Origin of the sequence: Bacillus sp. AR8-1, from assembly GCF_008042345.1 — a bacterium.
GTDB lineage: Bacteria > Bacillota > Bacilli > Bacillales > Bacillaceae_G > Bacillus_A > Bacillus_A cereus.
The window spans coordinates 108,807-132,966 of sequence record NZ_QNUB01000016.1 but is presented as its reverse complement, the minus strand read 5'-3'; the positions used below and the strand labels follow the sequence as shown (position 1 = coordinate 132,966).

The following is a 24,160-nucleotide window of genomic DNA, read 5'->3' as shown; positions in this document are numbered from 1 at the left end:
ATATATAGCTTCGCCTATTATGCAAATAGTAGTAAAGGAGTGATTTCGTTGGTTCTCGGTCTTTTAGCTTCTAAACTTCATTACGAACAAACGTATTACACCGAAATCGCTAAACGCGCTCGGCTTTATCATAATGTCGTTGCCCAGTTTACGCCATTTTGTATTGATCCTAAAACAGACCTTATTTCTGGTCTTATTTACGATACAGATACAGGAAAATGGAAAGAGCAAACATTCCCTATTCCTTCTTATATATATGATCGTTATTCTTTTCACGAGGAAACAGACTTTGAAAAAGCAAAATCAATTATTCACTCTTTGCACAATCGTCCTTCCACTACCTTTTTAAATAACACACTTATTAATTTAAGTGAACTACATGATTTATTTCTCACTAATAAAAAACTGTCTCCTTATATACCAAAATTTGAAATTGCAACGATACAAAACATTTTCAAACTGTTGTTAAAAACTAAAGATATTATTATACGCCCCACTAATATACATTCTAAGGATAACTTATATCGAATTGCTTACAAAAATAAAACGTTTCATATCGATACAGTAAATGAAAAATACCATACTTCTATTACAATCAAACGGACAGACGAATTTATATCTTGGTGTAAATCTAACATACGTTCATCCCGTTACATAGCGCACACTATGCTACAACCACCAAACCAATTAACATATCCACTCCACATTCGAACCATTTTGCAAAAAAACAAAGAACAAACCTGGAATGTTATAGGTCAATTTATACAAAAAAGCTCATTTCCTAATCAACTTTTACCCTCAACAACGGACGATGATTCATTACATTCATTTTCAAAAATTAAATACGTACTATCTAGTACGGGTGTGCAACTATTGCAAGACGCTTTACACGACATTATAAATGAAGTATTCCAAACACTAGATCAGTCTTATTCTTCATTATTTGAACTAGAACTTTCCACAATTATGGATCAAAAAGGCGCAATTTGGCTTATGTATGTCAACACGCTTCCCCCTTACGAACAATACATTCGTCATAGTGATTCATTAGCTGAAAAGATATTTCACGGACCACTTAAATTCAGTCGCTTTACACCATAATGAAAGGAGGTAAACCTATTTTGAAAGAACATATATATACATTAAACATTTCAGATGAACATCCAAATAGCATTACTTTACCTTACGTTTTTTCTATTACGCCACCTATTACATCCCTCTCCTTCGGTATACGTCACATTGCAAGTGAAGAGGTGAAAATTCATTATTCCTTTACTCGCGAAATTATTATCGGAAAACATATTGCCGAAAAACTTTTACTACCTCAATCAACTACTATTCATGCATTCACACAAAACCAAACAATTATTTTCGGACCATTAATCGGCATTTTTACAACTGGCTTTAATGATGATTCTTCTAACCCTTTAGGAAATCGTTCAATTGCTCTCAGTGAGTTGTTAACACCACCATTCTCATTACGACCGTTCGTATTCGTCTTTGGCGTTCAGCATATAAACTGGGAAGAAGAAACGATTGAAGGATATTTCTTTCAAGAGAAACAATGGATAAAGAAAAAGGTCCCTTTACCAAATGTTATTTACGATCGATTACCGAATCGACAAGCAGAAAATTACAAACCGATCGTCAGAGCAAAAAGAAAGTTAGAACATGACTACTCCATTCCATGGTTTAACCCAGGATTTTTCAATAAATGGGACGTTCATCAACTTCTTATAAAAGACGAATCAATTAGACACTTATTACCAAACACAGAAGCATTTCAGCATTTTGAACAAGTAGAACGGTTTCTTGGCACGTATAAATCTGTGTACATGAAACCAATACACGGGAGCTTTGGTAGAAATATTCATCAAATATTTTATTCTCAAACAGAGAATTGCTACTACTGTCGTTATCGCGAAAATGAAAAAAATAAACTGAGAAAGTATCAATCATTAGAAACTCTTCTAAACCACGTATTAAAAGGACATGATTTAAAAAAGTTTATCGTACAGCAAGGTATTTCATTACTTCGCTTCGATGGGCAACCTGTTGATTTCCGCATTCATACAAATAAAAACCATTTCGGTAATTGGATAGTTAGTGCAATCGTCGCCAAAATCGCCGGCAAAGGCAGTTTAACAACGCACGTAAATAGCGGCGGTGATACAAAATTGCTACAAGAGCTTTTTCCAGATTCAACGAAACAAGTTCAAATTGAAAATAAATTAAAACATACTGCCTTACAAATAAGTTACGCGCTCGATGAACAAGTAACCGGAAATATTGGAGAAATCGGTTTTGATATCGGTTTAGACACAAAGGAAAATCCGTGGCTCTTTGAAGCTAACTCTAAACCTGGGCGAACTGTATTCCAAGATGAAAAATTAAAAGAACAAAGTGAAATGACGCGCCAATTATTTTACGAATATGCCGTCTACTTAACTGAACATTCTTTACGTGATACAAAAGAAAAAATGTCTCAAATAAAATCAGGGACTTCATCAAACACCGAACATATCCCTTCTCCTATGATTCACTCACAAATACAAAAACAAAAACTTCCACCTAGATAATAAGGTGGAAGTTTTCTATTTACACAAGTTTCACTACAACCTCAGTTTCCACGTTACATACTCCGCAATAAAAAATATGATTGCAATATTCATTTGAATTATTATGCGTTAAACCATCTACTGCACTTAATAATTCTTGATCCATATAGGCACTATAATCGTCTATGTAATCTACAGACTTCCCATAATCTTGGAGTATACTTTGGCAATTTTGACAAGAATATGTTTGTGATTCTAATGCGTTGCAAAGCGGGCAAATCCCCATCATGATTCCTCCATACGTTATCGTTTAAAGCCTCTCTTTTTTAGATTGAAGAGAGCACCTACCCATGCATAGGAGCGGTCACTCCATCCCTACTTAAAAATAGAACTATGAAGTCGCTACCGATTTCATTTCAATAAATCATAAATAAGAAGCTAATAATTAGCCTACAAGTAGCAGGCTACAATGAGAAAATTATATTTAATATCCTCCTTAGTTTGGCCTGTTTTCTTAAAAATACAACGATTACTCTCATTTCATAATTTACGAAATCAATACGTTTTTTTGACAAAATTTACAAATTATTATTTTGTATATCTTTCTAGGTAACATCCATACTATGAGTACAAACTTAATTACCGATGGATTAGCGCCAACCGGGGCGATAATCTGGTTCAACTCCAGCTAGTCCAACCAAAAAAAATTTTTATAACTCTAAGGAGGATATATTCCTATGGCAAACCAAAATTCTTCAAATCAATTAGTAGTACCAGGTGCAACAGCTGCAATCGATCAAATGAAATACGAAATCGCTCAAGAATTTGGTGTACAATTAGGAGCAGATTCTACGGCTCGCGCTAACGGTTCAGTTGGTGGAGAAATTACAAAACGTCTAGTTGCAATGGCTGAGCAAAGCCTTGGCGGATTCCACAAATAAATATATATGGCAAAAAGGTCTCAAGGCATATGCCTTGAGACCTTCCTTAATTTATTGCAACATTTGTAAAAACTTCTTCGTACGTTCTTCTTTTGGATTTGTAAATACTTCTTCTGGTGTACCTTGTTCGACAACGACACCACCATCCATGAAAATAACACGGTTGGCAATTTGATGTGCAAAACGCATTTCGTGCGTTACAATAACCATCGTCATGCCTTCTTTAGCAAGTTCTTTCATTACTTTCAAAACTTCTTGAACGAGTTCAGGATCAAGCGCTGAAGTCGGCTCATCAAATAGTAACACTTCTGGCTCCATCGCAAGCGCACGCGCAATTCCAACGCGCTGTTGTTGTCCACCTGATAATTGGAATGGATATAAATCCACTTTATCTGCTAAACCAACTTTTTCAAGGAAATAGTTTGCTTTTTTCTTTGCTTCTTCTTTCCCTACTTTTTTCACTGTAATGAGCCCTTCCATTACATTCTGAAGTGCTGTTAAATGAGGGAATAAGTTATGGTGCTGGAAGACCATACCTGTTTGTGTACGAAGATTTACAATATCTTTCTTCGATACTTTTTGAGCGAAATTAAGCTCTTTATTACCGATGCTAATATTACCAGCATCCGGTGTTTCTAGTACGTTGAGACAACGCAAGAATGTCGTTTTACCAGATCCAGACGGCCCAATAATAACAACAACCTCGCCCTTCTCAACTGATAAATCTATATGCTTTAGTACGGTATTATCTCCGAAACTTTTTTGTAAGTGCTGAATTGAAATCATAAAAACAAAAACTCCTTTTGTAAAAGGATTATTTTAACGTATAGCGTTCTGAACGCTTTTCTAACATCTGTTGTACGATTGATAATAAGAAACAAATAACCCAATAAATAAGACCTGCTTCGAAATAAACAATTAAAAACTCATAGTTCATTGCCGCAATTTCCTGCGCTTTTCGGAACATTTCTGTTACTAAAATTAACGATGCTAATGAAGTATCCTTCACTAAGCTAATAAATGTATTCGAAAGCGGCGGGATTGATACGCGCGTTGCTTGTGGTAAAATAACACGTTTTAACGCTTGCGGGTATGTCATCCCAATTGTGTAAGCTGCTTCCCACTGCCCTTTCGGAATGGAAAGGATAGAAGCACGAATAATTTCCGATGCATATGCACCGACATTTAATGAAAATCCAACAACTGCTGCTGTATATGGCTCAACTTCAATATTAAGAGTTGGAAGTCCATAGAAAATAATAAATAATTGTACAAGAAGTGGCGTTCCGCGAATGATAGATACATAGATACGAGCAATCCATTGTAAAATACGACTACCAGAAATACGTGCGAGCGCTGTTAACGTTGCCAGTATAATCCCGATAATAAATGTAATAAGCGTTAATGGAATTGTTGTAAAAACAGCTTCCTTCAGCATAGGCATGAAGGAAGTCTGCATAATATCTATCCAAGTAGACAATCGATCTGAAACCAATGCACTACTTAGATACATTTTCACCGAACCATTTTTTCGTTATTTTGTCATACGTACCGTCTTTTTTCATATCTTCTAACGCTTTATCTACTTCTTGTACAAGCTTATCGCTACCTTTACGGAATAAGAATCCACTTTCTGAAGCTTCTTTTTCAGTATCTACAATTTTAATTTTCGCATCTTTTTTCGTTTCTAAATAATTTAATACTGATAACTTATCATTAATTGTAAAATCAACGCGTCCTGAAGCTAATAATTCTGCTGCTTGGCTAAATCCTTCTACACCAATAATTTCCGCACCATTTTTCTTAGCGATATCTGCATAGTTACTCGTTAAAGATTGTGCTCCTTTTAATCCTTTTACATCAGCAAATGTAGCAGGCTTATCTTTATCTTTTGCAATAACTAATGCCGCTGAAGATGAAACGTATGGCTTAGAGAAATCGTATTTCTTTTGACGATCTTCACGAATACCAACTTCGTTTGCAACCATATCGAAACGTTTTGCATCAAGACCAGCAAGTAAGCTATCCCATTGTGTTTCTTTAAATACAGGTTTTACACCTAAACGTTTTGCAACTTCTTCTGATAGTTCAACATCAAATCCAGTTAATTTATTGCTTGAATCGTGGAACGTAAATGGTGGGTATGTACCTTCTGTACCAATTACAAGTTCACCGCTTTGTTTAATCTTTTGTAACGCGTCTTGACTAGCTGTATCTTTTTTCTCTTCTTTACCGCAGCCGGCTACAATCCCGATCGCTAATGTAGTTACTGCAAGCACTGAAAATAATTTCTTCATGATTGTAATCCTCCAAGTATTCTGATAGGAATTTAAAAACTATATTGATTGTATGCAATCTTGAACAATTTTTCAATGAAAATGTTCTTATTTAGTTTATCCTTTTTCTTCATAATCAAACAAAAGGGAAAAATAACGCCACATACAAAAAATAAGTAACATTTTTTAATATAGCATTTATAAAGAAAAAGGTAAAACAATACTTCTTATTTAACTGTCGTAATTCGCTAAAGAGTCGACATGTTCATCAATAAAAAAGAACTTGTGAAAATCACAAGTTCTCCTCCATACCTATTAAGCACTCTGATTGCCTTCCATTTGCGTTTTATACATATCATAATAACGCCCACGCTTTTTCATTAGTTCATCATGAGACCCTTTTTCCAAAATCGTTCCTCTATCGAGCACAATAATTTGATCTGCGCTTTTAATCGTTGAAAGACGGTGAGCAATAATAAATGTCGTTCTTCCTTTTTTCACAACTTCTAGTGCTTGTTGAATCATCGCCTCTGTTTCTGTATCAATACTAGACGTTGCTTCATCTAAAATTAAGATAGCTGGATCAAAAGCAAGCGCCCTAGCAAACGAAATAAGCTGACGTTCTCCAGTGGAAAGCGTACTTCCCTTTTCTGTAATTTCTTCATTTATATTGTTTGCAAATCTTTCAGCACCAACATCATGCAATGCTTTTATGATACGCTCTTTTGAAATTTTTTCGTTCTCTAAGCTTACATTGGAAGCGACCGTCCCGCTAAATAAAAACGGGTCTTGCAATACGATTCCCATATGCTCACGAGTTGCTTGTTTCGGCATTTCTCTTACATCGTGACCATCAATCGTAAGCCTTCCTTTTTCAAACTCATAAAATTGAAAGAGTACATTCATGATAGAACTTTTTCCTGATCCAGTATGACCGACAAGTGCCACTGTCTCGCCTTGTTTCGCTTCAAAAGAAATATTTTTTAACACCTCATCTTTTCCATTATAAGAAAATGATACATTATCAAATTTTACATTTCCTTTCAAACGAGGCATACGTTCTTCTTCTACCGCTTCCCCTTTTTCCTCTAACAATTCAAAGACACGTTCTGATGCAACGCGCGCTTGCTCTAAGTTGGCAAGCTGGTTCACCATATTCGTAATTGGCGAGAATAATCGTGTTAAATAATCGACGAACGCATACAGTACCCCAAGTGAAATAATACCTGTAGCACTTAATGACGCACCGCCGAAATACCAAATCACTCCTGTGAAAGCGATATTTCTTAATACGGATACCAAATTGTGTGAAGTTGCTGCATTTAAATTTAAAATTTTATTTTGATACTTAAAATAATCGCCATTTAATTCTTCAAACTCTTTTTTCGTTTCACGCTCTTGACGGAACGCTTGAATAATCGGCATCCCTTGAATGGATTCATTCACCGTTCCATTAATATCAGATAAACGAGAGCGCATTTTATGATTATATACAGACGCATATTTTCTATAAAGAATCGCCCAAACAATTAAAATTGGGATAATTAATAAACATAATGAAGCGAGCTTCACATCTAGTAAAAATAGCGCAGCGAATATCCCAATAATATAGATGATACTAGAAACGAATGTTGCCAGCACCGTTACATATAAATCACGAATGGCCTCTGTATCATTCGTCACGCGCGAAACAATTTTCCCCGCCGGTAAATGATCAAAGTACCGAATCGGCAACGTTTGAATATGAGAAAAAACATCTTCCCTCATAATTTGAATAATTTTGTTCGCTGCCTTCTGCAACAAGAACTGCTTTCCGTATGCAAATAATGATACGACTACTAATAAAGCGAAATAGCCACCACCAAGTAATAATAGACGGTTTATTTCTGGCTTATAAAATGCAAATACTTCTTCCTTTGTTAATGCTTTCGCTTTATACACTTGCACCGCCTTACCATTTTGAACGGTAATCATATCCCCTTTTACAGTACGTGATCCTTCCGCATTTACTTTATTCGGTACAAAATAATATTGAAAACCGACTTGCATCACGCGTACTTCTTTTCCTTTTTTCTCGCCTTGTTCAAAGCGATCACTTCGCTTATAAAAAGCCCCATTATACGAAACAGCATCTTCACTCTGTTCTGTTTCATACCAAGGTTTCTCTATCCCGACGATATGATCGTCAATCATCGTTTTAGCGACAAAAGGACCAGCAAGCTCTGCAATGACGAAAATAAATAACATCAGCATCGCTGCAAAAATCGTCCCTTTCACTTTCATCGCGTATTGAAACAATCGTTTTGAAACGCTCATATTTTCACCCCACTATCCGCACTTTCACTTTCACCTTGTTGTCTTTCAAACTGTTCAGCATACCAGCCTCCCTTTTGGATAAGCTGAGCATGTGTACCTTCTTCCATTACTTCACCTTCGTCCATAACGAGAATCCAATCCGCATGTTGCACTGCAGATAAACGATGCGTCGTAATAATCGTCGTCTTTCCGCTTCTTTCTGTTCTTATATTTTCAATGATCGCTGCTTCCGTACGAGCATCTACAGCTGATAAAGAATCATCCAAAATTAAAATTTCTGGATTTTGAATAACAGCTCGTGCAATCGAGATCCTTTGTTTTTGCCCTCCTGATAAAGAAACACCTTTCTCTCCAACGAGCGTTTCTAACCCTTCTGGTAAAAACTCTAAATCCTTTTTAAACGCCGCAATTTCAATCGCTTTCTCGAGTTCGTCTTCAGTCGCTTCCCTATTTCCGAATAAAATATTTTCTCGCGCTGTTTTTGAGAACAAAATATGCTCCTGCGGTACATAGCCAATCCACCCGAGTACATTTTCATTCGTTATTTTATCTAATGTCACATCAGAAACTGCAATATCTCCATCTCCAAGCGGATATTGACGAAGAAGTTGACGTATAAGCGTCGTTTTCCCACTTCCTGTTTTTCCGACAACCCCAAGCGTTTCTCCTTGCTTTAATGTGAAAGAAACCTTTTTTAAATTTTCTTCAGTTGATGAAGGATATGAGAAAGACACATCATCAAACTGAATATAATCCGGCTCTTGCACAAGCTTTGGATGTTTCGGATTCTTTACATCTGGCTCATACGCTAACGTTTCATTCACACGGTCAAGCGAAGCATTTCCTCTTTGCATAACATTAATTAATTCACCAATTGCAAACATCGGCCAAATCATCATCCCTAAATACACGTTAAAAGAAACGAGTTCACCAAGCGTCACCTTTGACTGGAACACAAGGTATGCACCGTACACTAAACCGATTAAATAACTAAGACCGACAAGCATTTTCACAGTTGGTTGGAATAATGCATCAATTCTCGCTACCTTCATATTTTTTTCGTAGACGTCATCTCCTAAATGATGAAATCTTTCCTCGTCTGCATTCTCTTGTACGTATGCACGAATAACGCGCACACCAGCGATTGATTCAAGCACTTTATCGTTCATATCACCAAACGCATCTTGCGCAACGGTAAATCTTTCATGCAATTTCTTTCCATATATATTCATCGCATACGCCATAATTGGAAGCGGGATAAGCGCTGCAAATGTAAGCTCCCAACTAATTGTAAATCCCATCATAAAAACGATCGTAAGCATGTATAAACTAGAATCTACAAGCGTTAATATACCAAAACCAGCTGTCATAGCGATTGCTTTTAAATCATTCGTTGCCCTCGCCATTAAGTCGCCAGTACGATTTTTTTGATAAAAAGTCGGCGTCATCTTAAGTAAATGACCCATAAATTTAGAGCGCATCGTTTTCTCAAGTACAAATGCACCGCCAAACAATTGATGTTGCCATACGAAAGTGAGGCCATATCCAACGATCGTAACCCCTATTAAAATAAGAATAGACTGTATAATAGCTTCGTTTGATAACGTTCCTGTTTTTATGTTATCTATCGTAACCCCTAACACTTTCGGGGGAATCACTTCAACTATATTCACAATTAAAAGAGCTCCAATGGCAATACTATATCTCTTCCAGTGCTCTTTAAAAAACCACTTTAACTTTAGTAATACTGATAACAATGTAACCTCTCCCTTCTCGTTCTCGTTTACTTCTCATTTCTTTATCCACTATCCAAACCCATTACATTTACATTTCGTAACCCATACAATCTCATCACATTTTTCCACCTTCCAAAGTTTTATATAGGAATATGGAAAATAAACAAAAAAAAAGCATACCGCCGCTTGACGATATGCACAGGAATGCATAAAAAGCGTACGTTACGATATACGCAACGTACGCTTTTTATAAGACAAAGATGCCCTATATATCCGCACGGGTTGCGTAATGATATAAATGTTTTCTGCCATTTAACAGACCTAAGCTCATTACATTTACAATTACAATCATTACGCACACCCCCTTCATTTATTTTCCATTTATAATCTTACAACTTTATTGAGTATTCTGTCAATTGTTTTTTTACACATAAAGTAAAATGCACGAAAATGCAAATGGTTCATGACATAATAAATCAGTTTGAAATAAAAGAATGTTCTGTAAGAAAGGGCATACAAAATAAAAAAAGAATAAGAAATCGTTTTCACAAACATTTCATTTGAAAAATGTTATCAAACCCCCTACAATCACCTTATACTCACTCTTACAAGTTGCTATTTTAGGAGGACTAATCATGACAACTAGCAATACGTACAAATTTTATTTAGACGGAGAATGGAGAGAAAGCTCTTCAGGAGAAACAATCGAAATTCCATCTCCATACTTACACGAAGTAATTGGACAAGTACAAGCAATTACTCGCGGAGAAGTAGATGAAGCAATTGCATCTGCAAAAGAAGCTCAAAAATCATGGGCTGAAGCTTCCCTACAAGATCGCGCAAAATACTTATATAAATGGGCTGATGAGCTCGTAAATATGCAGGATGAAATTGCCGATATCATTATGAAAGAAGTCGGTAAAGGCTATAAAGATGCGAAGAAAGAAGTTGTTCGTACAGCTGACTTCATTCGTTACACGATCGAAGAAGCTTTACATATGCACGGAGAAAGCATGATGGGCGATAGCTTCCCTGGCGGAACGAAATCGAAACTTGCGATCATCCAACGCGCACCACTTGGTGTTGTATTAGCAATCGCACCATTTAACTACCCAGTAAACTTATCTGCTGCAAAACTTGCACCAGCATTAATTATGGGTAACGCTGTTATTTTCAAACCAGCAACTCAAGGTACAATTAGTGGTATTAAAATGGTTGAAGCACTTCATAAAGCTGGCCTTCCAAAAGGACTTGTAAACGTAGCGACAGGACGTGGTTCTGTAATTGGTGATTACTTAGTAGAACACGAAGGCATCAATATGGTATCGTTCACAGGTGGTACAAACACAGGTAAACATTTAGCGAAAAAAGCTTCAATGATTCCACTTGTATTAGAACTTGGTGGTAAAGATCCTGGTATCGTTCGTGAAGATGCTGACTTACAAGATGCTGCAAACCATATCGTAAGCGGTGCATTCTCTTACTCTGGTCAACGTTGTACAGCTATTAAACGTGTACTTGTACACGAAAACGTAGCGGACGAGCTTGTTAGCTTATTAAAAGCGCAAGTAGCTGAACTATCAGTTGGATCTCCAGAACAAGACAGCACAATCGTTCCATTAATTGACGACAAGTCTGCTGACTTCGTTCAAGGTTTAGTTGACGACGCTGTAGAAAAAGGTGCTACAATCGTTATCGGTAACAAACGTGAGCGTAACTTAATTTACCCAACATTAATCGATCACGTAACAGAAGAGATGAAAGTTGCTTGGGAAGAGCCATTCGGCCCAATCCTTCCAATCATCCGTGTTTCTTCAGATGAACAAGCAATTGAAATTGCTAACAAATCAGAGTTCGGTCTGCAAGCAAGTGTCTTCACTAAAGACATTAACAAAGCATTTGCAATTGCTAACAAAATCGAAACTGGTTCTGTACAAATTAACGGACGCACAGAGCGCGGCCCTGACCACTTCCCATTCATCGGTGTAAAAGGTTCAGGTATGGGCGCACAAGGTATTCGTAAGAGCCTTGAGTCTATGACACGTGAAAAAGTAACAGTATTAAACTTAGTTTAATCTTATAAAAAGAAGCTGATCTATTTTTAGATCAGCTTCTTTTCTATATAAATACTTCCGAAAAACGGAGTATTTCGTTCTACTTCCGATTTGGTTTTCCAAATCGAACTAAAACATGCCATAATAATTTTAATTCCTGAAGCACTTCTTCATAAGTTCCACGATCACTCCAAGATAATGGATTGCGCTTCAAATCCACTACAGCAGAGCCAATTATATTTGCATCGATGCAATGATTCCGTGCAATGCGTCTTGCTAAAGATGGCATTTTTGAACCTCTAAAATCCATTGGAACTTCGTCTACCGCAAGTACAAAACCGATGTGCCAATACAAATCAATCGCATACTTCAGGCAAATTTCTTCTAAAACTTTTCCTACATCCGTACCCTTAAATGAAGGATCTGCAACAAGCGCCTCCACGTCTTCTTTAAGAGAAATCTCTCCATGAATCTGCGCTTCAATATAATGATTAAGATTACGGGCTGGCTCTTTGCTTACTAAATCTATAAACGGCCTTTTCAGGTTAGCTAGTAAATGATTAATTAATATTGTTGGCGTCAAATTTCCTTCACCAATTGCAAATTCTCTTACAAATGTCTCTTCCAAAAGAGCAGCTAAAATCATATCAAACTCCTCATAAGTCCCCTTTTCTTTCGGATCTTGATGCGAATCTAAATACGTATATGTAGAGCGCGAAGAAACTTTTGGAGATAAAAGAAAATAACATGAACCAAAACGCGGAGCCGGCCCATCTGGATGTAACATTAAATTTAGCGCTCCGTATTTTGGCCGTTGCTCATTCGTTACGCCTTCTAATTGATATGCCCCTCCAAATATTCTCTTTTCCCAAAGGTCACGTTCACCACCAGGGTAAGCAGATACGCTTCCATTAGATAGTAATGTTTCAAATTGACTTTTATATACTCCTTGCTCAAACAATGCTTCAGCAACACTTTTCATACTCGAATCAAGTCTGTCTGGATGAAAGTGTAAAGCAATCCTTGCATGAGATTTTAAATTAGCGACAGCTTCTTCAAATATTTCATCTGTAATATTAGACATTTTAAGTATATGATTAATCGTTGCTTTAGCCTCACGTTTTTCGTTCTCTGCATATTTTGAAATATACTCTAAAGCAAATAATTGAGATCTTGATAATTCCATAATCCAATCTCCCCTTTAATTGAAATGACCTTAATCCTTTCAATTAAAAGTGCATTTTTTCCTTCTTATGCAACTAACCTAATTTATTGAACAAAAAGTACTTTAATACAGTCTAATTACAGATACGAGCATTCTTTACGGGTAAATCCACACATTCTACAGAAATGTGATATCCTAGCCATCGCTCAGCAATATGTTCAAATGATAAAACAGATCCCGTTGTAAAAAAACGATGCTTCGGATTCAGATTGTCAGACAAAATTCCTTTGTGCTGTAAAATGGTACTTAACTCTATCGCTGTTTCTTCTGCAGAACTAATAATCGTTACATCTTCTCCTAACCCCCTTTTTAATCACAAACTCTTCTCTATAATCTGATTATTACTATATCCATTGACGTATAAAAATACATTTGTTACTCTTAAAGACGTTAATTTAATATTTAAATCCTCATTCGTATCTCGGTGAGGTAGAGGTTGCAATCATTAAGAGTATCATTTCAGGAGATGTAGTGGCATTGATGAAGGAATGAGAAAGGAATGGTTGCCGAAGTAAGTCGTGTCCACCATGCACGCTTGCTGGGTCTGCATTTAATAAGTGCAGAACTGTCACAAACGTTTCGTTTGTGGAGAGCTATCGAGAGGTATGTCGTGGGTTTCTTATAAGATAGAAAGCATGTAGCGGCAGATTACGTGCTTTTTTTGTTTTGTTTGGGACTTCTCTTCCTGACTCAGGAAGACATACATATCTCCTCGCTTGACTTGGTTATACTAACTTTGGAGGTATTTTCTATGCAACAAAAAAAATGGGGCTTTTGGGTACTAACAGCTTTCGTTGTCGGTAACATGGTTGGCGCTGGTATTTTCATGGTGCCAAGTACGTTGGCACAAACAGCAAGCCCACTCGGTGTCACTTTAGCTTGGTTAACAACAGGGTTTGGTGTTTTAATGCTAGCTCTTGTTTTCGGTAATTTAGCAATTCGTCGTCCTGATTTAACGACAGGACCACAAAGTCATGCATATGCTTTATTCTCAACACCAAAAAAGAAAAAAATGGCTGGATTCAGTATGGTATGGGGATATTGGGTTGCAAACTGGGCAAGTAACGTTGCCATCATTACATCATTTGCGGGATATTTATCACTCTTCTTCCCAATTATGAAAGATACGCGACTGCTATTTTCAATCGGTTCTTTTAACATAGAAGTCGGAAAACTAATTACATTTACGATTTGTTCCATCTTACTTTGGGGAACTCATATTATATTAACAAATGGTGTAAGCGGAGCTGGAAAACTAAACTTCTTAGCAACAACAACGAAAGTAACTGGATTCCTTTTATTCATCGTCGTTACGTTATTTGCATTCGAAGCTTCTAAGTTTGGACAATGGTACACGCCGATGATTGATAAATCAGGTGTATCACATGGTCTTCTTTCACAAGTAAATTTAGCTGCTCTTACAACGCTTTGGGCGTTTATCGGAATTGAATCAGCCGTTCTTTTATCAAACCGTGCTGTTTCTCCAAAAACGGTAAAACGTGCAACAGTTGCGGGATTACTTATTACAGTTGCGATTTACTTAGGAATTACAATTTTAACAATGGGTGTACTTCACGTTGATAAATTACAAACTTCTGAACGTCCATTAGCAGATGCACTAAACGCTGCAATGGGTCATGGCGGCGGGAAACTGATGGCATTACTTGCTCTTACTTCCCTGTTCGGTTCTATCTTAGGCTGGATTTTATTAAGCTCAGAAGTACCATATCAAGCAGCAAAAGAAGGTTTCTTCCCTTCCTTCTTCACGAAAACAAATAAAAAAGGAAGTCCAATTTACTCATTACGATTAACAAACATTATGTCGCAAGTATTCCTATTCTCAACATTATCAGGAACCATTGCGGAAGCTTATACATTCGTTATTACCGTATCGACACTGGCCTACCTCATTCCATATCTCGTTTCACCAATCTTCCAGTTAAAACTAGTCGCAACTGGTGAAACATATAAAAATGAAATGCGGGCAAGAATTACAGATGGCATAGTCGCAGTTATCGCACTTTGCTACGCACTATGGGTTATTAAAACCGGCGCATCCGATATAAAAACGTTCCTTCTCGGAATTGGTTTATTTGTAATTGGATTTGCTTTCTATCCATTAATGAATCGTGATCAGAAAAAAAATAACGAAAAGAAAAACGGGCAAGTTGCATAACGCAATTTGCTCGTTTTTTCTTTTGTAAAACATATATAATAGAACAAAGAGGTGAAAAACATGTCAATCGAATCGCTATGGAGCAGTCGCTTCCAGCAACATATTCAAAATATCATTACATACTTTGCACGTATGATTAACGGTTTACTATATAGCTTTATCTTTATTTCATGCGTTGGTGCATATTATTATGCTCAGTTTCTAAAAGCATCTCCTTCTAAAGGAATATCTTTAATGATTATAACGATTGTACTTACGTTCATTATAACGAGATGCCCTATCCGTACATTTATTCAGAAACCTGACGCTGTCTATTTACTAGCACTAGAAGAGAAATTAACTTCTTATTTCAAAAAATCTCTTCTATACAATTACATCATTCAGCTTTTCCCATTATTATTTACGTTCCTTATTCTCGTACCACTTGCTATGCAATCATTGCAATTAACGGTACCTTTCTTATGTACAATCTTTATCGTGTTAATGATTACGAAAGCCTGGAACATGTACATACATTGGATGTGGCGTGATAGTCACGAAAAAAATATATGGCTGATCATTCGTATTACTTGTAACGCCCTAATCATTTACATGCTGTTTTATTCCGCAAATGTTCTCATATTGGGCGGACTACTCTTACTACTTGCTTTCCTACTTCTATATACGAAAAAACAGCCTACAAAACGAATACCGTGGGATTACATAATCGAGCAAGAAGAAAAAATGAACGTTCGTTTTTATCAATTTGCTAGCATTTTCACCGATGTTCCGCAACTGAATAAACAAGTAAATAAAAGAAAATGGCTTACAAATTGGATTGAACCTTTATTACATAAAAAACGAGCAACTTTCTTCTACTTACATACACTAGCATTTTTACGTGGAAATGATTATTTCGGTATATATATTCGCTTAGGATTGATCGGTGCTTTCGCCTTATATTTCATACCAAATATATACGTAAAAGGCGCTATCGCTTACATCGTTCTATATATGATTTCTATGCAGCTCCGTTCACTGTGGAAATATTTTTCAGGAAATATTATTGTAGCATTATATCCAATCCATACTGAAGAAAGGATGAAGCAATTTCTTAGCTTAATCTTTATATTGCTAAGTATTCAACTCATTGTATTTTCAATTGTTATACTCATTGCTACAGGTCAATTTTTACATAGCCTTATCATTATGATTGTCGGGTTACTCTGGATCAAATTTATTATTGTACCAAAAACGAAGCAAAGAATTTCCGCATTTTAACGAAAAGAATTATCTTAAAAGCCAAGGAGAAAATAAATTTTCTCCTTGGCTTTTTATTTTTCTTCCTCAAACAAGAATCATTGAAACAACCGGTATTTTATGATTTTTACATACAAAGACGATAATACATGTTTACGACCTAATAAAAAGGGTATCTATTAATTAACAGAGTAAAGGAGGGGCCTATATTGTGAATAAAAAAACGGAACAATTGAAGCATCACGTTACTGACAATCAATGCAAACATGCTTTAACAACAAATCAAGGGGTAAAAATAGCTGAAGATGAATTTTCTTTAAAGATGGGCTTAAGAGGCCCAACCTTAATGGAGGATTTCCACTTTCGCGAGAAAATGACCCATTTTGATCACGAACGAATTCCCGAAAGGATTGTTCATGCACGCGGAGTTGGTGCTCATGGTTATTTTCAGCTTTATGAATCGTTAGAAGCATATACGAAAGCAGATTTTCTTACTAATCCTTCAAAGAAAACACCTGTATTTGTACGGTTCTCAACCGTTCAAGGTTCTAAAGGATCCAATGACACAGTAAGAGATGTACGCGGATTCGCCACAAAATTTTATACAGATGAAGGAAACTATGATTTAGTGGGTAATAATATGCCAGTATTCTTTATCCAAGATGCTATTAAATTTCCTGATTTTGTCCATGCAGTTAAACCAGAACCACATAATGATATTCCTCAAGGAGCTAGCGCTCATGATACCTTTTGGGACTTTGTTGCGCATAATCCTGAGTCCACTCATATGGTCATGTGGCAAATGAGCGACCGAGCTATTCCGCGTAGTTTACGAATGATGGAAGGTTTTGGAGTTCACACATTTCGACTCATTAACGCAGAAGGAAAAGCCCATTTCGTAAAGTTTCACTGGAAACCTACCCTCGGGGTTCATTCATTAGTATGGGATGAAGCTCAAAAGATTGCTGGGAAAAATCCTGATTTTCATCGTCAAGATTTATACGAAGCAATTGAAAAAGGAGATTATCCTGAATGGGAGCTTGGATTACAGTTAATTCCAGAAGAAGATGAACATAAATTTGATTTTGATATTTTAGATCCAACGAAATTATGGCCAGAAGAAGAAGTTCCCGTAAAATTAGTTGGTAAAATGACACTGAACAAAAATGTTGATAACTTCTTTGCTGAAACAGAGCAGGTAGCTTTTCACCCTGGTCATGTCGTACCAGGTATTGATTTTTCAAATGACCCTCTTCTGCAAGGAAGATTATTCTCCTATACAGATACACAATTATCTCGTTTAGGGGGCCCTAATTTCCATCAAATTCCTATTAATCAGCCTGTATGTCCTTTTCATAATAATCAACGTGATGGTATGCATCAAATGCAGATTCATCGCGGTCAAACAAGCTATCATCCTAATGGATTAAATAACAATCAACCTGCAACCGTCCAAGCCGAACAAGGAGGATATGAACATTATCAAGAAAAGATTGATGGGCATAAAATTAGAGGTCGCAGTAAAAGCTTTCTTAACTTCTATTCTCAGGCTAAACTTTTCTACAATAGTATGAGCCCTATTGAAAAGCAGCACATAAAAGAAGCTTTTTGCTTTGAAGTTGGGAAGTGTAAATCAGACATGGTGAAGGCAAATGTAATTGCTCTTCTAAACCACGTCGATCGTCAATTAGCACAAGAAGTCGCTAACATTATTGGAGCTCCTTTACCTAAGGTAAATCACGAAGTAAATTCAGATGCAAAATCACCTGCACTAAGTATGTCCAATACTATTTTTAAATCTGATTCCAAAAATGTTGCAATTCTATTAAATGGTGACCCAAGCGTCTCACTTCTGTCCGAATGGATTCAAGCTTTTGTACAACACCGAATTAACTATAGCATCATAGATAATAAAATTTATCAGTTCAATGATTCCATTAAAGTAACTGATACTTATACAACAACAGACTCCTCCCTTTTTGATGCAGTATTAGTGTTTAGTAGTGAGTCTGTCATTCAACCCCCTGTTTTAGAATTTGCAGAAACTACTTTTAAACATTTTAAACCGATAGCTCATGTCCTTAGTAATCCTCATGCTTTGGACCATAGTAAGATTAAACTGGATGGAGCAGGAGTTTACAACTTAACAAATACTTCAATTGAATCATTTATAGAAGGCATTGCCCAAGGAAGATTCTGGAGCCGATAATATAATATAAGGAGCGGATTAGAATGAGTAAAAAAATTGCTATTTTAATAACGGATTATTTCGAGGACACAGAATACACAGAGCCAGCAGAAGCTTTTAAACAAAAGGGATATGAATTAACAACTATTGAAGCAGAAAAAGGTAAAACGGTACACGGTAAGCAAGGAAAAAGTGAAGTCGTGATTGATAAAAGTATTGATGATGTTTCTCCAGAGAACTTTGATGCCCTCTTCATACCGGGTGGATTTTCTCCAGATATACTTCGTGCCGATGAACGTTTTGTTCGCTTTAGTAAAGCATTTATGGATGCGGAAAAACCTGTTTTCGCTATTTGTCACGGACCTCAGCTACTCATCACTGCACAAACACTTGAAGGACGCGATGTAACTGGATATAAATCTATTGAAGTCGATTTGAAAAATGCCGGCGGGAACTTTCATGACAAAGAGGTTGTCGTATGTCAAAATCAGCTAGTAACAAGTAGACAGCCAGAGGACATCCCAGCGTTTATTGAAGAATCGTTGCGTATATTAGGATAACTACTTCGGTTAACTAACCTCCTTTTATTTACATGAAAATAATTAATCAGTGGGGTTTTATTCATCCACCACTGATTAATTATCCCTCACCAACTGGTCGTTTGCAGGAAATCCGACCACCACAAATAGCAGGATAAATAAAAAAGGGGGGAATCCAAAAGTTCAGTTTTAATAATCTTTTGGATTCCCCCCTTTTCTCGCCCCAAAATTCCTTATCACTTTTCATAGGCAGTTCTCATATAGTGAAAATGACTATATAATTCCTATCCATAAGTTAAATAATGATTTCGCACATATATAAATACAAAAGATGGGAGCCTTATTTATGAATAACAATCCACCTTCAACGCCCCAAGACAACTCCGAAAACAATAGCCGTGATATTACACTGCAAACATTAAGGGTCATCGGACTCGTCGTCCTTATTAGTGGTTATATCCTCGTTGCGCTCTCTGAAGTAGGTGAGCTGAAAGTCTTATTAACAAACCCAAATAGCAATCCTGATTTAGCTGAAGTTGATCCGTTTTAAAAGCCATATGAAAAGCGATTTCTAGCATCGCTTTTCATATCGTTTTATCCAATCTGAGAAACCTCCCCCTCATACTTCTCTTTCCCTATCGCCTTCATAAATAATAAAATACTGCTCATACCAACGATAAAGTACAGAGCACTCATACCCCAAGATGCAATAAATGAACCTAGCATAACACCTAATGCCCCGTTCATTTTTGCCACTTGAAAGACCATTCCGTTAATCGCCATATAAGAACCTCTTGCCTCATTTGGCACCATATCTGCCATAATAGATTGACGCACTGGCACATACATCATCTCGCCTACTGTTTGGAAAAGCCCTGCAATTAATAAAATCCATAAGCTATTGCTCGTTCCGAGTATTGTAAATCCAATCGTGTAAATAAATAAGCCTACATATAAGATTTTCAAATCGTTGAAGCTTTTCAGCATTTTAATAAGAAGTGCTGAACATAACACAACTAAAATTGTATTCTCTGCAGAAATCCAGCTCAGCATGCGAATACCTGTTAAATCAAACGTAAAACCATTCCCGAATAAAAAGTGCACCGCTTCAAATTCCTTCTGCAAACGTACCCCTAAATAATTATTAATTTGAAACTCTAACGATAATGTACATATACTCGCTGCACAAAAAATTAAAAATGCTTTATCTTTCATCACGACTTTATAACTATCTGCCATATCTTTTAATACATTTTTCTTCTCCATCGTTTTTCGTGCTACATACACTTCTTCCATATACACAGCCATCACATATAAAGTCATAATGGCAACAAGCGTTAATACGATAAACAATTGTAGTCTATAGTTTTCAAATAGTAATCCTCCAAATATCGCTCCAATCGCAATGGATAAGTTAATAGCCCAGTAATTAATGCTGTACATCACTTTTCGATTTTCAGGTGTACTCACATCAATTAACATCGCTTCTGTCGCAGGATTCATAAGTCCCGATCCTAAACTATTCACTAGCATAAAGATAAATGTTAACCACGGTGAGTCAACGTAATCCGAATTCGCAACTCCCATACAAGCAATGGAAATGACTTGTATACTTTGACCGATAATCATAACCTTTTTACGCCCAAGCCGGTCTCCAACATATCCACCGTATAAACCAATTACTAATGAAGCTATGACATTAATAAGTAGTAACGCACCAGCAATCGCGCTACCTAACTTTACGGAAAAATAAATCGCCATAAATGGAAAAATCATCGTGGACACAGTACGTGTTAAAAACGATGTTATAATTCTAATTTTTATATTTCGATGCATACTCCAAAATCCCATTGTTTCCCCTCCTTATGCTTACTTATTTTACTTTGAAAAAAAGGAAGAAAAAGGTTAGAATATTCTAAAGAGTTTCCCCTTTTATGATAGAAGGAAGTGTATATATGAAAATTATGGACTATTACATTAGACTAAGACTACATGTACAAGATCAACAACATATGCGAAATAGCTTACAAGAATTAGCGGATGTTTTATATTGCAGTACGAAAAACGTAAAGATTTTATTAAAGAAAATGAGCGAGGAGCAATTAATTAGCTGGACTCCAGGGCGAGGCCGCGGAAATAAAACGGAAATTCTATTTATACATAATTTCGTAGAAGCGATTGAGTCCTATACAGATGAACTGTTAGCGCAAGAAAAATTAAAAGATATCTTTCTTCTTTTAAAAGAACCCCTCCCCCTCGCACTTCAAAAAAAGATAGAAAATAAACTACATCATCATTTTGGATACGAACCTTCAAATGATATGTACGACGTATTAAAGATTCCTATATCGAGAAAGATATTCCCATTAGATCCGGCTTTTGTGGCTGTAACTACAGAGAGCCATCTTACGAGTCAAATTTTTGATACATTAGTCGTCTATAACGATGTTACTGAAAAAATGGAGCCTCACATTGCGCATACGTGGGAATTAAGTGAAGACGGGCTTACGTGGACTTTTTATTTACGAAAGGATGTATATTTTCATAACGAAACAGTTTTAACTTCTAAAGATGTACAATTTTCATTTGAAAGACTAAAAGAAGTTTACTCTCCTTTCGAATGGTTAACAGAAGAAATCGTTCAAATTGAAACGCCATCACCACTACAAATTCGATTCCATTTAGCGAAACCAAATTTATTTTTCTTACACTATGTAAGTTCAATGCAGCTCGCAATTTTACCGCGTGATACGAGTATTCAAAATCATCATTATATAGGTACTGGACCTTTCAAACTTGCTCATTGCTCTGAAGATAATATCATACTCGAAGCGTTCACCCATTATTTTAAAGAGCGCGCGTTATTAGACCGTATTGAATTTTGGGGTATTCCTGACCATGTGCAAATAAATGCTGATTATGAACTACCAAACGAAGAGGAAAATGAAAGGCATGATATACAAATAGAAGAAATAGGTTGTATTTATGCTAGCTTCAACTTTAAAAAAACTGGTCCTCATCACGACATTTACTTTCGAAAAGCTTGGAGAGAACTATATGATGTTGAAATGATACTTCGTAACATAGAGGGTAGACGGACAATTGCTGCATCAAGCTTTTTCCCTGATAGAAGCCGCCTTGCAACAAGAAGATCCTACTCTTTAGAAAAGGCAAAAGAGTATTTGAAAAAGAGTACATATAATGGAGAAACGATACATATTTACTTCTTCGCATTTAAAGATAGTGCAAATGATGCATATTTCTTAAAAGAACGATGTGAAAGTTTAGGTATACAAGTAGAGCTTCACCCATTTCCCGTTTCAGATTATATGAATCGCTCTATTGATAAACATGCTGATATTATTTTCATGGGAGAAGTATTTGCTGCCAATCATGAAATTGCATTCTTAAATGTATTTAAAAATAAAAGTTGCTTCGTAAATCGGTTCATGGACCCGCACTACGAAAAACAAATTAACTGTTTACTAGATACATTTTTACTAGAAGAAAATAAAGAAAAGCGCTATGAACTCATGTATGAGATTGAAGAGTTTTTACAAGCAGAACACATCATTTTATTTAACTATCACGTTCTAAAAAGAAAAACATACCCTTCTTCTTTAAAAAACGTAACAATTGATTCATTCGGTTGGGCAAATTTTGCGAAGTTATGGATACAGCCATCCATGTCTTAAAATGTGAGTCATTATAAAAGGAGAAGGTACTACATCCTTAGCAGTACCTTCTTCACATACTATTATTTAATTACTCCATCTAAGTGATCTTTCAAGTTCACTAAAAACTTCTCTATATCCGGATTCTTCACCACATCATAACAAGCAAAACTCTTTAACGGACTCATACCGAGAAACTTTTGCACGCGGTGTAAATGACTAAGCGCTGATTCTAAACTTTCTCCTTCAAAGAACTTCGTCTTATCTCCAAATGCTTTTTCAGGTGCATTCCAAGTTGTAGAGAACATATACTCTTTCTCTTTTAATAAACCACCTGTTCCATATTCATCTGCACCTTTAAAGAACAAACCGTATTCATATACTTCATCCATATACGTTTTAAATAAGCCTGGAACACTAAACCAGTAAATTGGTGTTTGATAAATAATAACATCGGCCCATAAAAATTTATCCTGTTCTTCTTTAATATTGTAACCATCTTGAATCGTTGTTGTTTTCACATAATGATTCTCGCCTAATACAGTAACCATATAATCTACTAACGTTTTATTTAATCGTCCTTCCTTTGTACCGTATTTTTCATGTCCATTTATAATAAATATATTTTTCATCGCTTTCCTCTCCCTTATATGATCTACTCTTCAGCTATTAAGCCGAGTTGCTGCTGTAGTGTAAGATTATCTTCTAAATGCCAATCTTCTGTTATCTTTCCGTCTTTCACATGTAAAATATCAATTGCAAAAAAATTAATTTTCTTACCATTATGCGTTCCTGTAAAAGAAAGACGGGCCGTTACTTTATCACCAACAACTAATAAGTCTTCAATCTCGCAATGTATATCAGGCACAACTTTACGAAAATTTTGCGCTGCAAACTTTAATCCTTCAATGCCTTGTGGTCGCCCTTTCGGCAATGTATTATCGAAGAAATCTTTAGTAACAGTCTGCGGAATAAGTTCCTCCTTACCTGTATCCCAAAATGCATAAAAACGCTGCGCCACATGAACCATTTCTGTCGCTTCTTTTTTACTTAGTGAGGGATCAATTGTCATTGCTTTTGGCTTTGGCATTTCTTTTAATAACTGAACTTCAGTTTTTTGTTCCACACCACATGCTACAAGCACAATACAAATAACAAACAAACTAAGAAATCTAAATAACTTTTTTATCCCCATGGAAATCACCACCTCCTTATATAAATCCTTTTTGTTTCGTATT

Annotated in this window: 20 protein-coding genes, 1 pseudogene and 1 riboswitch; of the genes and pseudogenes, 10 read left to right on the top strand and 11 right to left on the bottom strand. The window is 36.2% G+C overall.

The window, feature by feature from the left end:
• Positions 1–48 precede the first annotated feature (48 nt).
• Both DN400_RS10160 and DN400_RS10155 read left to right on the top strand, forming a co-directional pair.
• Entirely contained in the window at positions 49–1,101 is a 1,053-nt protein-coding gene (locus tag DN400_RS10160) for a YheC/YheD family endospore coat-associated protein (protein WP_065228363.1), read from the top strand.
• Between the two features lie 20 nt (positions 1,102–1,121).
• Positions 1,122–2,579, top strand: a complete 1,458-nt coding sequence (locus DN400_RS10155) for a YheC/YheD family endospore coat-associated protein (RefSeq protein ID WP_000658097.1) — start codon at positions 1,122–1,124, stop codon at positions 2,577–2,579.
• 19 nt (positions 2,580–2,598) lie between these two features.
• Here DN400_RS10155 and DN400_RS10150 read toward each other — a convergent pair whose 3' ends face one another.
• Positions 2,599–2,844, bottom strand: a complete 246-nt coding sequence (locus tag DN400_RS10150; protein WP_000510474.1) for a hypothetical protein — start codon at positions 2,842–2,844, stop codon at positions 2,599–2,601.
• Between the two features lie 451 nt (positions 2,845–3,295).
• Here DN400_RS10150 and sasP point away from each other — a divergent pair, with 451 nt between their 5' ends.
• A complete protein-coding gene (gene sasP / locus DN400_RS10145; RefSeq protein WP_000013338.1) occupies positions 3,296–3,499 on the top strand; it encodes a small acid-soluble spore protein, SasP family in 204 nt (67 codons plus the stop codon).
• 51 nt (positions 3,500–3,550) lie between these two features.
• Here the strand turns inward: sasP and DN400_RS10140 are convergent, their stop codons facing one another.
• From DN400_RS10140 to DN400_RS10115, 5 genes are all read right to left on the bottom strand, one after another.
• Positions 3,551–4,285, bottom strand: coding sequence for an amino acid ABC transporter ATP-binding protein (locus tag DN400_RS10140; RefSeq protein WP_000623591.1), 735 nt, complete (start codon positions 4,283–4,285; stop codon positions 3,551–3,553).
• 28 nt (positions 4,286–4,313) lie between these two features.
• On the bottom strand, positions 4,314–5,012 hold the full coding sequence (locus tag DN400_RS10135) for an amino acid ABC transporter permease (protein WP_000281499.1): 699 nt from the start codon (positions 5,010–5,012) through the stop codon (positions 4,314–4,316).
• Entirely contained in the window at positions 4,999–5,796 is a 798-nt protein-coding gene (locus DN400_RS10130; RefSeq protein WP_000732856.1) for an amino acid ABC transporter substrate-binding protein, read from the bottom strand. The genes DN400_RS10135 and DN400_RS10130 overlap by 14 nt, the downstream gene beginning before the upstream one ends.
• A gap of 294 nt (positions 5,797–6,090) precedes the next feature.
• Positions 6,091–8,091 (bottom strand): ABC transporter ATP-binding protein, encoded by a 2,001-nt coding sequence (locus DN400_RS10120; RefSeq protein ID WP_147801659.1) that lies wholly within the window; start codon positions 8,089–8,091, stop codon positions 6,091–6,093.
• Positions 8,088–9,848, bottom strand: a complete 1,761-nt coding sequence (locus DN400_RS10115; RefSeq protein ID WP_000953766.1) for an ABC transporter ATP-binding protein — start codon at positions 9,846–9,848, stop codon at positions 8,088–8,090. The genes DN400_RS10120 and DN400_RS10115 overlap by 4 nt, the downstream gene beginning before the upstream one ends.
• Positions 9,849–10,462: 614 nt before the next feature.
• On the opposite strand from DN400_RS10115, the gene gapN reads away from it, so the two are divergent.
• A complete protein-coding gene (gapN, locus tag DN400_RS10100; RefSeq protein ID WP_065228361.1) occupies positions 10,463–11,902 on the top strand; it encodes an NADP-dependent glyceraldehyde-3-phosphate dehydrogenase in 1,440 nt (479 codons plus the stop codon).
• A gap of 79 nt (positions 11,903–11,981) precedes the next feature.
• Here the strand turns inward: gapN and DN400_RS10095 are convergent, their stop codons facing one another.
• Both DN400_RS10095 and DN400_RS10090 read right to left on the bottom strand, forming a co-directional pair.
• A complete protein-coding gene (locus tag DN400_RS10095) occupies positions 11,982–13,067 on the bottom strand; it encodes a DUF3626 domain-containing protein (protein WP_065228360.1) in 1,086 nt (361 codons plus the stop codon).
• Between the two features lie 112 nt (positions 13,068–13,179).
• Positions 13,180–13,419, bottom strand: a pseudogene (locus tag DN400_RS10090) (glutamate racemase); the annotation flags it as partial.
• A 109-nt stretch (positions 13,420–13,528) separates the two neighbouring features.
• A riboswitch (Lysine riboswitch) is annotated at positions 13,529–13,710 on the top strand.
• A 147-nt stretch (positions 13,711–13,857) separates the two neighbouring features.
• On the opposite strand from DN400_RS10090, the gene DN400_RS10085 reads away from it, so the two are divergent.
• The 5 genes from DN400_RS10085 to DN400_RS10065 all read left to right on the top strand — a co-directional run bounded on the left by DN400_RS10085 (position 13,858) and on the right by DN400_RS10065 (position 19,798).
• On the top strand, positions 13,858–15,282 hold the full coding sequence (locus tag DN400_RS10085; RefSeq protein WP_001186293.1) for an amino acid permease: 1,425 nt from the start codon (positions 13,858–13,860) through the stop codon (positions 15,280–15,282).
• Between the two features lie 60 nt (positions 15,283–15,342).
• A complete protein-coding gene (locus DN400_RS10080) occupies positions 15,343–16,542 on the top strand; it encodes an ABC transporter permease (protein WP_065228359.1) in 1,200 nt (399 codons plus the stop codon).
• Positions 16,543–16,732: 190 nt separating this feature from the next.
• Positions 16,733–18,730: a catalase gene (locus DN400_RS10075; RefSeq protein ID WP_001036530.1), complete on the top strand. Its 1,998-nt coding sequence runs from the start codon at positions 16,733–16,735 to the stop codon at positions 18,728–18,730.
• A gap of 23 nt (positions 18,731–18,753) precedes the next feature.
• Positions 18,754–19,269: a type 1 glutamine amidotransferase domain-containing protein gene (locus DN400_RS10070; RefSeq protein WP_000037522.1), complete on the top strand. Its 516-nt coding sequence runs from the start codon at positions 18,754–18,756 to the stop codon at positions 19,267–19,269.
• A gap of 325 nt (positions 19,270–19,594) precedes the next feature.
• Positions 19,595–19,798: a hypothetical protein gene (locus tag DN400_RS10065; protein ID WP_001063872.1), complete on the top strand. Its 204-nt coding sequence runs from the start codon at positions 19,595–19,597 to the stop codon at positions 19,796–19,798.
• A 44-nt stretch (positions 19,799–19,842) separates the two neighbouring features.
• Here DN400_RS10065 and DN400_RS10060 read toward each other — a convergent pair whose 3' ends face one another.
• Positions 19,843–21,099 (bottom strand): MDR family MFS transporter, encoded by a 1,257-nt coding sequence (locus tag DN400_RS10060; RefSeq protein ID WP_065228358.1) that lies wholly within the window; start codon positions 21,097–21,099, stop codon positions 19,843–19,845.
• 83 nt (positions 21,100–21,182) lie between these two features.
• Between DN400_RS10060 and DN400_RS10055 the strand changes: the two genes are divergently transcribed.
• Complete coding sequence (locus DN400_RS10055) at positions 21,183–22,943, top strand: SgrR family transcriptional regulator (protein WP_147801658.1); 1,761 nt, start codon at positions 21,183–21,185, stop codon at positions 22,941–22,943.
• Between the two features lie 62 nt (positions 22,944–23,005).
• Here the strand turns inward: DN400_RS10055 and DN400_RS10050 are convergent, their stop codons facing one another.
• On the bottom strand, positions 23,006–23,554 hold the full coding sequence (locus DN400_RS10050; RefSeq protein WP_147801657.1) for an NAD(P)H-dependent oxidoreductase: 549 nt from the start codon (positions 23,552–23,554) through the stop codon (positions 23,006–23,008).
• A gap of 23 nt (positions 23,555–23,577) precedes the next feature.
• Positions 23,578–24,117, bottom strand: a complete 540-nt coding sequence (locus DN400_RS10045) for an ester cyclase (protein ID WP_147801656.1) — start codon at positions 24,115–24,117, stop codon at positions 23,578–23,580.
• Positions 24,118–24,160 lie beyond the last annotated feature (43 nt).